The organism is Azospirillum aestuarii, assembly GCF_016632405.1.
GTDB lineage: Bacteria > Pseudomonadota > Alphaproteobacteria > Azospirillales > Azospirillaceae > Azospirillum > Azospirillum aestuarii.
Window position 1 is genome coordinate 1 of record NZ_JAEPIV010000039.1, and the last position, 12,319, is coordinate 12,319.

12 protein-coding genes, 1 tRNA gene and 2 pseudogenes are annotated in these 12,319 nt (G+C 63.4%); 9 read left to right on the plus strand and 6 right to left on the minus strand.

The window, feature by feature from the left end; translation table 11 throughout:
- Positions 1-183: 183 nt before the first annotated feature.
- The 6 genes and pseudogenes from JJL56_RS29860 to JJL56_RS34140 all read left to right on the plus strand — a co-directional run.
- Positions 184-426, plus strand: a pseudogene (locus JJL56_RS29860) (transposase); the annotation flags it as partial.
- Positions 427-434: 8 nt separating this feature from the next.
- Complete coding sequence (locus tag JJL56_RS29865) at positions 435-572, plus strand: transposase (protein WP_200487493.1); 138 nt, start codon at positions 435-437, stop codon at positions 570-572.
- A gap of 303 nt (positions 573-875) precedes the next feature.
- Positions 876-1,214 (plus strand): annotated as a pseudogene (tnpA, locus tag JJL56_RS34135) (IS66-like element accessory protein TnpA); the annotation flags it as partial.
- Positions 1,214-1,567: an IS66 family insertion sequence element accessory protein TnpB gene (gene tnpB / locus JJL56_RS29875; protein WP_200487495.1), complete on the plus strand. Its 354-nt coding sequence runs from the start codon at positions 1,214-1,216 to the stop codon at positions 1,565-1,567. The pseudogene tnpA and the gene tnpB, both read left to right, overlap by 1 nt.
- A 69-nt stretch (positions 1,568-1,636) precedes the next feature.
- On the plus strand, positions 1,637-3,211 hold the full coding sequence (gene tnpC, locus JJL56_RS29880; RefSeq protein WP_200487516.1) for an IS66 family transposase: 1,575 nt from the start codon (positions 1,637-1,639) through the stop codon (positions 3,209-3,211).
- A 9-nt stretch (positions 3,212-3,220) separates the two neighbouring features.
- Positions 3,221-3,388: a transposase gene (locus tag JJL56_RS34140; RefSeq protein WP_200487517.1), complete on the plus strand. Its 168-nt coding sequence runs from the start codon at positions 3,221-3,223 to the stop codon at positions 3,386-3,388.
- A 215-nt stretch (positions 3,389-3,603) separates the two neighbouring features.
- Here JJL56_RS34140 and JJL56_RS34145 read toward each other — a convergent pair whose 3' ends face one another.
- On the minus strand, positions 3,604-3,909 hold the full coding sequence (locus JJL56_RS34145; protein ID WP_200487497.1) for a helix-turn-helix domain-containing protein: 306 nt from the start codon (positions 3,907-3,909) through the stop codon (positions 3,604-3,606).
- Between the two features lie 81 nt (positions 3,910-3,990).
- On the opposite strand from JJL56_RS34145, the gene JJL56_RS29895 reads away from it, so the two are divergent.
- The 3 genes from JJL56_RS29895 to JJL56_RS29905 all read left to right on the plus strand — a co-directional run bounded on the left by JJL56_RS29895 (position 3,991) and on the right by JJL56_RS29905 (position 6,957).
- On the plus strand, positions 3,991-4,737 hold the full coding sequence (locus JJL56_RS29895; protein WP_200487499.1) for an endonuclease III domain-containing protein: 747 nt from the start codon (positions 3,991-3,993) through the stop codon (positions 4,735-4,737).
- A gap of 529 nt (positions 4,738-5,266) precedes the next feature.
- The gene (locus JJL56_RS33990) at positions 5,267-6,364 is read left to right on the plus strand and encodes a nucleoside 2-deoxyribosyltransferase (RefSeq protein ID WP_200487501.1); all 1,098 of its coding nucleotides are present in this window, start codon (positions 5,267-5,269) and stop codon (positions 6,362-6,364) included.
- Positions 6,361-6,957, plus strand: coding sequence for a 7-cyano-7-deazaguanine synthase (locus tag JJL56_RS29905; RefSeq protein WP_200487503.1), 597 nt, complete (start codon positions 6,361-6,363; stop codon positions 6,955-6,957). The genes JJL56_RS33990 and JJL56_RS29905 overlap by 4 nt, the downstream gene beginning before the upstream one ends.
- A 48-nt stretch (positions 6,958-7,005) precedes the next feature.
- Here the strand turns inward: JJL56_RS29905 and JJL56_RS29910 are convergent, their stop codons facing one another.
- The 5 genes from JJL56_RS29910 to JJL56_RS29930 all read right to left on the minus strand — a co-directional run bounded on the left by JJL56_RS29910 (position 7,006) and on the right by JJL56_RS29930 (position 12,309).
- Positions 7,006-7,926: a TniB family NTP-binding protein gene (locus tag JJL56_RS29910; RefSeq protein WP_200487505.1), complete on the minus strand. Its 921-nt coding sequence runs from the start codon at positions 7,924-7,926 to the stop codon at positions 7,006-7,008.
- Positions 7,920-9,863: a Mu transposase C-terminal domain-containing protein gene (locus JJL56_RS29915; protein WP_200487506.1), complete on the minus strand. Its 1,944-nt coding sequence runs from the start codon at positions 9,861-9,863 to the stop codon at positions 7,920-7,922. Before JJL56_RS29915 ends, JJL56_RS29910 begins: the two co-directional genes overlap by 7 nt.
- An 11-nt stretch (positions 9,864-9,874) precedes the next feature.
- The gene (locus tag JJL56_RS29920) at positions 9,875-10,516 is read right to left on the minus strand and encodes a TnsA endonuclease N-terminal domain-containing protein (protein WP_200487507.1); all 642 of its coding nucleotides are present in this window, start codon (positions 10,514-10,516) and stop codon (positions 9,875-9,877) included.
- A gap of 61 nt (positions 10,517-10,577) precedes the next feature.
- Positions 10,578-11,870 (minus strand): TniQ family protein, encoded by a 1,293-nt coding sequence (locus tag JJL56_RS29925; protein WP_200487508.1) that lies wholly within the window; start codon positions 11,868-11,870, stop codon positions 10,578-10,580.
- A gap of 364 nt (positions 11,871-12,234) precedes the next feature.
- A tRNA-Gln gene (locus JJL56_RS29930) sits at positions 12,235-12,309 on the minus strand.
- Between the last annotated feature and the right edge of the window lie 10 nt (positions 12,310-12,319).

The window sequence follows — 12,319 nt, forward strand, 5'->3', positions numbered from 1 at the left end:
CATCCTCTTCGCAGAACGCCAACTCAACAGACGCAACAACCGATGATCCCGGCTGTAGTATTAGCCCGGATAATTTCCCGGAGCTGAAGCTGGGGCGGCGGGCGCGAGGTTAAGCCGCTGAACTCGTGTATGATTCTGGTGCTAAAGCAGTCTCACCACGGATCAACAGAGTTCCCGCCCGCCATGGCCGAGAGTATCGGGGTTCTGCCCGGCTTGTCACCGGTTGCCGGCAAGCCGGTTCACGCCGCCTTCGATGGCAGCCGCCTCACCTCCGACGCCGGCATCCTGTTGCTGGCGGAGATCGACCGGCGGCTCGGGATCTGCGAGCGCCTGGCGGACTGCATCGAGGATACGCGCGCTCCCGAGCGCGTCCGGCACTCGCTGGCCGAGATGATCCGGTTCCGTGCCCTGCTGATCGCCGCCGGTTAAGGGGATTGATTGCCCAGCAGGCGCTTGATGATCCGCAAGCGCGCCGGCTGATGACCATCCCTGGTGCGGGCACCGTGGTGGCCCTGACCGTCCTGGCGTCGATCGGAACGATCGCCCGCTTTCCGACCGTAAGCGTTGCGTGACGACACATCCGACCTGAATCTGGTTCATGAAATATTCCGCTGGTCGCACATCAGCGGAGAAAGAGCATGTCGGGTCGGGAGTTGGAGAGTTATTGGCGCGGTCATGTCGAGGCCTGAAAGGACAGCGGGCTGACGTTGAAGGGCTATGCCGAGGCCCATGGGATCGGACGGTGGGCCTTGGGGCGGTGGTCGCGCCGCTTTGCCGCTGTGGAGGCGGTGAGCGCTCCCTGTCATAGGGATAGTCCTGGTGCTGTCCCTATGACGGCGAGCGCTCCGCTGGTGATGGAGATCGTCGAGGCGGCTCCCCGTCGCCGGCGCTGGTCGCAGACGGCGAAAGAGCAACTGGTGGCGGAAACCTGCGAGCCGGGCGTGAGCGTGTCGCTGGTTGCCCGCCGGCGCGGGGTCGATCCCAGCCTGCTGTTCCGCTGGCGCCGCCAGATGCTCACCCCGGCCAAGCCGCCGCCTCTCTTTGCGCCGGTGGAGGTGGCGGACACCACGCCGGTTCTCCCCCTCACCGCGTCACTCCCATCCGGTGCCGGCCTGATCGAGATCGAATTGGCCGGAGGACGCCGGTTGCGGGTCGGGCGGGACGTCGATGCCGAGGCGCTGCGCCGGGTGGTGAGCGCGCTGGAGCGGCCGTGATGCTGTCGATCCCGGCCGGCGTGCGCATCTATCTGGCGTTGGAACCCTGCGACATGCGCCGCGGTTTCGATGGGCTGGCGCTGCTGGTGCAGCAAGCCCTCGGCAAGGACCCGTTCTGCGGCCACCTTTATATCTTCCGGGGGAAAGGGGCCGGGCGCGTGAAAATTCTCTACGCCGATCAGAACGGCCTGTGCCTGTTCGCCAAAAGGCTGGAAAAGGGGCGCTTTGTCTGGCCAACGACGCGGACGCCGGGCGGCACGGTGGTGCTGACGCCGGCGGAACTGTCCCTGCTCCTGGAGGGGTTGGAATGGCGCCACGCCATTCCGGCCTCACGCCCGACGGTGGCGGGGTGAAAGGGGGAAAAGTCGAGGAAATCCGCGGGCTTGGCTGGTCTGGAGCCGTGATCCGAGGTACAATTGGCCATGCGCTTCGACCTCGACAACCTGCCCGCCGATCCGGCCCTGCTCCAGCAGTTGGTGCGCGATCTGGCCGAGGTCGTGGAGCGCCAGAAGGCTGATTTGGCGGAGCTGGAGGCGCTGCGCCAGCAACTCCGGCAGATGCAGCGCACCGTCTTCGGGCGGCGCTCCGAACGGCTCGATGCCGATCAACTCGACCTCGGGCTGGACGACCTGGAAGCGGACATCGCCCGGGTCGAGGCCAAGCTCGCTACCGACAGCCTGGACACGGCCCCGGAACCGGCGGAGGCGACTGAAGGGCAGGAGGGGCGCGGGCGCGACTGGCCCGATCACCTGCCGCTTCACGATGTCATCATGGAACCTGAAGGATTGGATGCCGCGGCCGGCGTCTGCCCCTGCTGCGGCGACGCCCTGCACGCGGCCGGCGAAACCATCGCCCGGATGGTGGACTATGTTCCGGCCCAGGTCCGAGTGCTGCGCATCCGCCGGCCCAAATACGCCTGCCGCGGCTGCGGCTGCGGCACGCTGCACCAGGCATCGGCACCGGACAAGCCGGCCGCCAAGGGCATGGCCACGCCCGCGATGCTGGCCCACGTCATCACCAGCCGCTATTGCGATCATCTGCCCTTCTACCGGCAGGCGCAGATCCTGGCCCGCAACGGCTTTCCCGTGGATCGCTCGGTTCTGGCGAGATGGGCGGGACAGGCGTGCTGGTGGCTGGAGACGGTGCAGGAGGAACTCGCCAAGGCGGTGTTCGCCTCGGCCAAACTGTTCGCCGACGACACGCCGATGCCGACGCTGGCGCCGGGGACGGGCCGGGTGAAGACCGGCCGCTTCTGGGCTTATGCCCGCGACGACCGGCCCTGGCAGGGAACGGACCCGCCGGCCGTGGTCTATGCCTACACCAGCGACCGCAAGGGCGAGCGCCCGGCCGGCCACCTCCGGGATTTCCACGGGGTGCTGCAGGTGGACGGCTATGCCGGGTTCGAGCGGCTGGCCGCTGGCAACCGGGTCGTGCTGGCGGCGTGCTGGAGCCATGCCCGCCGGCGATTCTACGACCTGGCCGAGAACGGCTCGCCGATCGCCGCGGAGGCGCTGCGCCGCATCGCCCGGCTCTACGCGATCGAGGAGCGCATCCGTGGCCGTACGGCCGATGAGCGCCGGCAGGTCCGGCAAGCCGAGTCCGCTCCGCAGGTGGCCGACCTGAAGCTGTGGCTGGAGCGGGCACTCCCGCGCCTCCCAGGCCGCTCCAAGCTGGCCGAGGCGATCCGCTATGCGCTCGGCCGCTGGAAGGCGTTGTGCGTCTACCTGGACGACGGCCGGGTCGAGATGGATACCAACACGGTGGAGCGCTGCATCAGGCCGGTAGCCCTGAGCCGGAAGAACAGCCTGTTCGCCGGCTCCGAAGGCGGCGGCCACCGCTGGGCGGTGATCGCCTCGCTGGTTGAGACCTGTAAGCTCAACGATGTCGAGCCTTTCGCATACCTGCGCGACATCCTAGAGCGCATGGTGAACGGCTATCCGGCCAGCCGCGTCGCCGACCTGCTCCCGTGGAATTGGAAGCCGGCCGTCAACTCCTGATCCGGTGCAATCACGCCCCGCTTACTTCCGACCCCCGAGAAGCTCAGCAGCTACTTCGGCCTGACCCCGACCACTCACCAGTCCGGCGACCAACCGCGCCGCGCCCGCCGTGGGCTTCGCCGACCAGGCGGATCTTCTCCTCGGGCGAATAGGTTCGCCGCCCGCCGGCGCCGGTGATGACCTCGATACGTTGGACTGCCACAGTGCAAACCACGCTGCTTGCTACGATGCCAAGCCGGCCACACCCTCCGGCGTCGCCGACGCCCAGCTTTCAGCACGCGGCCCACTGCTCCCGCAAGGCAGTCCACAGACGACGCTTACGCAAAGACCGTTGGCGACGGACGAGTAGACACCGGACGCATTCCCGCAGCACAGGAATGCATCGCTATGCATCAATTTGCATTCTCGGCATTGAGCTGCGCGACAGCCTCCTCTAAAGCCGACCGCAATAGTGGGTGAAATCGGGCGGCATGGGCTAAGGCGCCGGCGAGAGCTTTGTCGGCCGCAGCGGGGCTTGCTGGTGTAGCCAGAGCAGATTTTGCTCTGCCTATTAGGTTCTTGGGGTCAGGCACTAGGCCACGCAGCAGCTTTGACAGGTGGCCCTGCGACACTTCAAGCCTCCGAGCCAAAGTGCGCTGACTGACCCCCTCACGTGCCATTAGCTGCGCAACAGTCAAATCTCTTGGGTCGTCAGACATCGCCTCCACTCCCCTTCCGCTTGCACTGATTCTAGAAATGCATCAGAATGCATCATTGGCGAACGCGCAAGGAGAAACGTCATGCAGGTTGCGTACGGGTACATTGGCGGGGAGATCGTGACCTGGACGCTGCCGGACGCCGAGGAGGAGGTGATGCCTGGCGTGAAGTGGGGACGGCCTGGCGACATACTCAGCCCGGCGTTCTGGTCTACCTTGGCTCGGACATCCAAGGACCCGACTCACGGCTTCATTTCGGATGACGGAGACCTAGCTGGGCAGGTCGGCTTCTGTTTGCTTGGCGGCTACGGCATAACGGCAGAAATGGCGCAGGCGGCCTACGGGCGCCTTTTCTCCGCTGGTGTGTTCCAACTTGACGAGTTGGCGGACAGTTCTGACATTCAGCGGATGCTCGAGGCTCCCCTTGATGTCGATGGAAGGCTGGTCCGGTACCGCTTCCCGCGCCAACGGTCCTTGCGAATCGTGGGGGCCATGAGGCTGCTTAGAGATGCGCCGCCGAGGATGGGTGATCCGCTCACCTTTCGCAGCGACCTTATGGCGATACCTGGCATCGGACCGAAGACTGCCTCGTGGATTGTGCGCAATCACACGGGGTGCGACTCGGTCGCCATACTCGACATCCACATCGTCAGAGCCTGCCAAGCAATGAAGCTGTTTGGTCATAGCATCCGGCTTCCAAAGGACTACGAAGCGCTCGAAGCTCGCTTCTTGGAGTTCGCTCGCCGGATCGGTGTCGGCGCGGGGATCCTTGACGCTATCATGTGGAGCCAAATGCGCCGCTTGCCACTTGACCTTGTCACGCGACATTGACAGTCTTTCCTCTATCCTCAGGATTCCTGCGGAAAGGGAGGAAAACTTTGGCGGGCAAGACTAGGAAGGTTGGTGGCGGTGCGCCCCCTCCAAAAGCACGCACCTCGCGAAAGCCGCAGGGTGGGGATGTCCCGGGAGGAGGTTCGCCCATTGATCACTGCGATATGGCCTTTGCCACACCATTGCAGAGTCTTGATCCCCAAGTGGTCCAAACCCTAACGCCGGGAGATCTCTTAAACGTCGTCTTGGTGCCCGGAACACCGCATCCGAGCATCGTGTGCAAGACCGCCAGCGGTGCGGATGCAGGTTCCATCGGCGCCGCCGAAGAGATCGCCGATCTCATTGATTGCATTCGTGCTGGCAATAGCTATACGGCAGAGGTGGTTAACCTCAACACGGGGTGTCTCGTACGGGTCTTCCGTTCCGCGACAGCGGTCCCATGATTATCGTTGGGGGCCTCTACCGGGAGCGGTGTCTCCATCCTCAATGGCACCATGTTTATGGGTCCGGCGGCCGAGCGGCGGCTGCCGTGGCCTCAGCATCCCCTGGGACCATTCTCCACACGTATGTGGCTCCGGGCTTTCAACGGGTTGCCGAAGCGGCAATGGGTGCGTGCGGGGTTCAAATAAACGCCCACAATGCATCGTCTCAGATATCGTTTTCTTACACTTATCCGCTTGCTCGTCCGGAGATCGACTGGGACGATCACACGAATGCCGCTATCAAAGTGTCCGGCGGCACCGTCCTCAGGTTCGGTATGATCGAGGGGGAAGCAGTCGTCGATGCCGCGCGGGTTGTTTACGACCCGCAGTCCTCCGGGCAATGTTTCCAGGAGAACGGGTCTAAGTCTGAATGTTTGGCAACAGTTATGAACGACGTCGAACTTGCCGACATGAGCGGTACGACAGACGTAGCCGCCGGCGCATCATGGCTGCTGGCGTCTGGGCGACCGAATGACGTGCTGATTGTGAAGCGTGGCCCGCTCGGGGCCGAGGTCTATCGGAGCGGGGTAGCCGACCCAGAGATCGTTCCGGCATATCGTTCAGCAAAAATCTTCAAGATCGGTTCTGGTGACGTCTTCAGCGCCATGTTCGCGCTGCATTGGGGAGAGCGCGGCCTGCCTCCAGTGGAAGCGGCGGACCTCGCCTCGCGCGCAGTGGCAACCTACGTCCAGTCTGCGTCGCTCCCGGTGCCGGATACTCTTGGCCCTGAGTCACATGGCCCCCCTTTGCCAACCGGAATCAGGCCCGGCACCATCTACCTTGCCGCACCATTCTTTACTCTGGGGCAACGCTGGCTGGTTGAGGAGGCTCGCAAGGCGCTTCTAGCCCTCGGGGCGTCGGTGTTCTCGCCTGTCCACGACGTCGGCTTCGGCCCTCCGGAGACGGTAGCGCCCGCCGACATCGCAGGCCTTAACGCATGCGGCGCAGTGCTCGCAGTGCTGGACGGCGGCGACCCTGGGACCATTTACGAAATCGGACATGCTAGATCGAGAGGAATTCCAGTCGTTGTGCTGGCAGAGAGTGTAATGGAGAGGGACCTCACGATGCCGATTGGCATGGGATGCGAAATTGCCCCCGACTTGACCGCCGCCGCTTATATGGCGGTTTGGGCTGCCATGCGATGAGAGTCCTTCTCTTCTCTGGAGGCATAGACTCCACAGCCTTAGCACATTGGACACGCCCCGACGTTTTGCTCACTATCGACTATGGGCAGAGAACGGCCGGTGGCGAGATCCGAGCTGCTACACACATTGCTTCGCTTCTCGGGCTGCAACACGAAGTGGTGCGCGTCGACTGCTCTGCACTTGGCCTAGGCCATATGGCGGGCCTACCTCCGTCGCCTCTCGGCGCCGCACCGGAATGGTGGCCATACAGGAATCAGTTGCTGATCACTGTAGCGGGGATGAAATTTGCCCCGCACGGCCTTTCCGAGATCGTCATTGGGACAGTTGCCAGTGATGTTGTCCATGCTGATGGGAGGCCCGGCTTCCTTAAGGCGATTGGTGCCCTGATGTCCTTTCAGGAGGGTGGGGTGCGTGTCACCGCTCCGGCCAGCCAACTACAGTCAGAGGAACTTGTACGCTTGTCGGGGGTGTCCATGTCAGTGCTTGCGTGGACCTTCTCATGCCATGTCTCGGTGCATGCGTGCGGCCAGTGCCGTGGTTGCCAGAAACACCTAATTACATTGGAGGCGCTTGGCGCCTTGGAAAGGGACTGACATAGTGAGGTGAAGTGCTCGACCGATGTTCCCTTCAAGCGCTCTTCGCTATATTAGGCCAGACCGGTTACTCCTCCTCCTTTCGCTCGGCGCTATCCATGTCAATTCTTCTATCAGTGCGGTGTCGATTATCTCACGCCCGCCGGTGACAGCAGCCTCCGCCGCGGCGGTCATCAGCTTCCAAGTTTCGCCGGTCAGCCCCTCGCTCATGGTGTGAAAGCGGCTCACCAACTGGCGAGAGTGGAAATTGCTTTCCTTCTGTAGCCCCATGGCATCGCATAGGCGCGCTAGGAAAAGGGCGTAGTCCTTGCCGACTGTCCAGCGGGGAATGTGGAAGGGCTCGAATCGGTTACCGAGTTGCTGGTCGGTCTGGAACGTGCGCAGGGCGTCCTGGGTGCCGACGGCAACGATGGGAATGCGTAGCTCGTTGCTCAATGCCTTGACCGAGTTCAGGAAGATACTGCGCTGATCGACTTTGCCGGCCAGAACGTGGTGGATTTCGTCGATCACGATCATGCGCACTCCGACCTGCGGCAGCAGGCGCAGTACTTGGTCGTACTTCCGGTCGGTGCGTGCCGTGGCAAGGTAGGGTGCATTCAGGCGACGTAGAAACGCGTCATAGAGGCCGCCGATGTCGGGATGTGCCGGCGCCTGAACCATTAGCACGGGGACCTCGGCACGTTCGCCGGCATCGCTTTCGGCCGTGCCGTTTATGTCGCGGGCGAACTTCAGACAAACGGTCGTCTTGCCGTTGTTGGTGTCGCTATAGATCAGGCAGCACGGTGGCCGGTGGGTCTGGGTACCGTCGATCAGCTTGGTCAACCGCTCGACCGCCGCTGTCGCCACCGGATAGTCGATCCAGCGGACTTTCCGGATCGAGCGTAGACGCTCATGCAGTTCCCAACTGGGGTCATCCGGAGGCGGCACTGGGACAGCGCCGTTGGGGTGGGGTTGTGGGACGTTTACCATTCTTCCACCCCTGTCTTCACGTCGTGCTCATCGAAATCAAAGTCGAAATCCGAATCGCCGCCCCGCGGTTTTCCCCGGCCAGGCTTTGCGGCCGGAGTTGTGTTGTCTACGACGAGCGACAGGTGGCCGTCGTTACGACGGTCGTCTGGCGCTGGATCGGGAGAGGGCGCGGGAGGCAGGGCGATTTCGGCATGGTGCTTCTTGCGTTCACGGTTCCGCCGCTTGCGCTTGGTTTCCTTCTGGGCCTCCTCCTCGATTCGCAGCATCTCCTGGCGGGCCTCGAAAATTTCGTCCTCGTTGGCACCCTTGATGCCGCGGTCGCTCAGGAACTTTTCAGCCGCCCGATATTCCCAGATCGAGATCGACGGCTTGGTCAGGTCGCGGTAGGGCACTTCGAAGTACTCGTTCTGGTCGGGGTCGAGCACGTAGACGCGACTGATGTCGGTGGGGTCGCGCCGCACCACGAACTTGCGCTTCTGCCGACCGTGGGAAACGTTGATCCATGGACGGATCACGTCGCCGTAGTAGGCCACCTTGTCCCAGACGATGCCGTCGCGCTGGACGGTGCGCTCCTCGAAGGGCAGGAAGTCGATCCGCAGGCGTCGTGGATCGGATACTGGCTCCGGCAGGCCGGTTCCCTTCTGTCTCCCATTGCCGAGGATGCCCTCGCGCCACCTCTCGATGGGCGGCATGCCGATGCCGCGGTGCTCGCGTTTGTGGTAGACGCCGACGATGAACTGGACCAGCCACCGCCGGATTTCCGGCAGGGTCATGATTGACCGGGCGTCCGAGTCGTACTCGCCGCGCTGCTTTGGGTTCGCAAAGGTGGTGCCGGGCAGGGCGTGAATTTCCTTCGCCACAGTACCCATCAACCGCTCGATGTGACCGCCGAAATGCGGGGTGCGCACCGGCCGCCACTGGATGTCGATACCGTACTCTTCGCATGACCGCTTCAGCGTGGCGCTTCGGAAGTCCTTTCCGTTGTCGGCGTGGATCTTCGTCATGATGCCCCAGACCGGCCATTCGCCCTTGATACCGAGCCGGTCGAGTTCCGCTTCCTTGGGCAAGAAGGCGTGGCAAAGGCACAAGCCGACGCCGAACGCGCTCGGAGCGTCCAACGAGATGTGATAGCCGACAACCATGCGGCTGAAGACGTCGATTGCCAGGGTCAGCCAGGGCCGGCCAATAGGCTGCCGAAACTCCTCGTCCACCAGGATCAGGTCCAGGAGGGTGTGGTCGATCTGGACAACGTCGAGTGGCCAGCGTCCTTCCGGGAACTCGCCTTTCACCTCTCCGTGCTTGTCACGCGCTTCCTTGCGTCCGCGACGCTTGGCTAGGGCATCACGTGGATGGACGGCACGGAGCCGCTTCCGGATCGAGTTGGCGTGTGGTGGCTTGAGACCGGCGGCGCGACAGCGGCGCTCCACCTCTTCGATCGCCTTCGTCCCACTGCGCTGCTGACGGGTCAGATAATACTCGTCGATCACGCTCTGAATGATCGTCTCCACCTTCGCGTCGAGTCGGGACGGCATCGCCCGGCCACGACGCAGCGGCGCGAGGTAGGAGAGCTGACCGCCGTCACGGTAGAGCTTGATCCAGCGGAAGAGGGTGGCCGTGCTGATACCGGCGGACTTTGCTGCGGCTTCAACGGCCTCCGTACGGCCTTCGGGCACGTCGAGCAGGGGTTTGATAATCTCCATCCGTCTTTTGGCTTCGGCAAGGCTTTGCTCATCCTTGGGCCTTGGTGAAGACCGCCGTGCTGCCTCGACCTCCTTTGGCTCCGGCAATTGGAGGCCGGTCACATTGACGACATCGGTCTCGCCGGTGGTGGTGTCCTCGATCAGCACCGAGGTCGGCGTGACGGCCCGCACGATGGTCCAGACGCGGTCGCGGTGGAGCACCTTCGACTTCGGGCGGTAACTGAGCTTGGCGGCCATGCGTACCCCCCTTACGCCGTCTGCAACACGGTTTTCATGGTGAGCGGACAATCGAGGTCCGCAGCGATCCTGCCCGTTGCGACCAGATGCCAGAGGCAAGGCAGACCCAACTGCTGCTCGCTCGACGTCGTGAACGCTGACCGGAGCAGATCACCAGCCGCCGTCGTTGTGATCGCGTTCAGCGCTTCCAGCAGCCGCTGGCATCGGCCGGGATCGGCAGGCCGATGCCGGTACTGCAGGAGGAAGCGAGCATTCTCCAGCCGCGGCGTTCGAATCTCCGTCTCCGTCACCACCTCGAAGGTCCACCCCCGAGCGGCGGCATACTGACGGGCAGCCTCGAAACGCGCAGCGTAGCGCAGAGCCTTGCGGTCAAGTTCGGCTTGGTACTTCACTTCGACGAGACGGGCCGATCGACCGCCTGGTCGGTAGACCACCAGGAAATCGGGGGTGTAGTGGGTTTTGCGACGGGTCGGTGCCGTGTAGTCGATGCGCACCGGCTGTTCCTCGACGCTCTCGACGGTCGGGTCGAAGAGATGAAGGATGGCAAAGTCACGCTCCAGCGACGATTCGAAGGCAAGGGCCGGCTGATTCGGACGGGAAGCCAGGCGCCCGGTGACGCTGCTGTGGCTCAGGGGTATAGAGCGGATAGGCATTGGACCGCGCTCCATTAACCATATGGAATATTCTGAAATGAATCACGGCTTCAGCCGTCGGTCAAGCGCCGGTTGTATTTCCGTGCGGTGATTCAAGTGCGCTCCGCAGGGCCTTTTCGACCCAGGCGGCGACACTCTCCCCGGAACGGATGGCCGCTTCGCGCGCCGCGATACGGATGTCGCTTGATACCCCATCCAGCTTCCAATACCGGCCCTGGCCGTAAGGCGTGCGGATCGATGCAGGTTCGGCAAGCGAGCGGTGCGCCGTCGGCTTGACGCCGAAGAGGTCGACGAGCGCGCGGAATGTCGGTTGTTGGTCTTTCCCGCGCAGATAGGCCATCCCGGAGCGCACCTCATCCGCAGTGACTGCCCGCACGGTCTCGCTCAGGTTCCATTCCACAGCGTGCGCGAAGGCGAAGGGGTAATGCCGGTCTCCCTTGATGAGGTGACGGTTGGTGACACCAACATCCCGACAGGCATCGACGAACCGGTGCGGCCATTCCTCCAGCAGTTCGGCTGTCATGTTGAGCAGCTCGTGCCGGCACCGCGTGTTCAGCAGTTCTACCTGCTTGATCCGGGGCACGTTCGGCGGAGAATCACCACGCCGGGCTGCGATCCAGGTTCGGAGCGGGTCGGCGTGGCGGCCGGTAGCGAGCAGCCGGAACACCAGCATCAGCACTCGAAAGTAGACGAACGAGTAGACCGGTCCGTATGCGCCAAGGCTCGTCCAGCCGGCCGCAGTGATGTCGAGGAGTTGCTGCTGGCGCTCCGGGTCCGACGTATCGGGCAAAGCATCCTGGGGCGCTCGCGCGAAATTGGCGCCGCATTTCCAGCAGCGGACGCCCTTGTCAGGGATGGTGCGCAGGATTTGGACCGGTCCGCCGCAGCCTGGGCAGCGGTCGATCAGGAGCTTGCGGTGCCGGGAGCAGGCCGTCACGAAACCGAGACGCCAGGAGAGCCGAAGATAGGGAACGGTGTCCTCACTCAGGCACGCCGGGCAGACCTGCTGACCAAAGGATCGCTTGGAATCCTCGGTGCCGGCCAGCGGTAGCCAAGCCAACTTGTTGCGGCCGTCATCCTCCTCGAAGACGAGGCCAGCCCAGCGGGTGAAGGCGGCTTGCCGCAACGCTTCGGGATCAACTCCAGTACGCTCGGCCAAGGTGGTCTGGAGGTCCGGCTCCACGTAGCGGTCGAGATCGCGGGGCCGTGGATGGGCGCCGGGCTTGACCAGCCGGTAAAGCTCGGCTGGGTACAGGCCATTGCCGGCGGCGAGCCGGGCAAACCAGGAGGAGAATGTTTCGTCCGGCAACAGCGCCGGGCGCCAAGGCCACAAACCGCTTGTCGTCCACACCATGTCCGGCCGCCTCCGTCGTCCGTCGATGCCCTACATCGGTATTCGACGGCGCGGGGATTTGCCACTGAGCGGGTGGTCAATCGGAATGCGCGATGGAACGAGCCCCGGTTGGGGCGGCGCAGAGTGCGCGCGGTAACATCAATAGATGCGAGCTTCCGGCAAGCGTCTCGGAAGTGGCCGGCGAAAGGACACTCGGGACGATGCTCGACCGCAAGGCGCTAAGCTATTGTCGTCGTTTTGTCTTTTGCTTTACCGAGCAAGCGCAGCTCGCACTCAAAGCTGTCAACTTCTCACCTATAGCTGTTAACTCGCATCTATAGAAGGAACTGACACCAAGAACGAGAACAAAATCATCGGGTTAAGGTGGCTGGGGCGCCAGGATTCGAACCTGGGAATGGCGGTACCAAAAACCGCTGCCTTACCGCTTGGCGACGCCCCAACCGAACGGC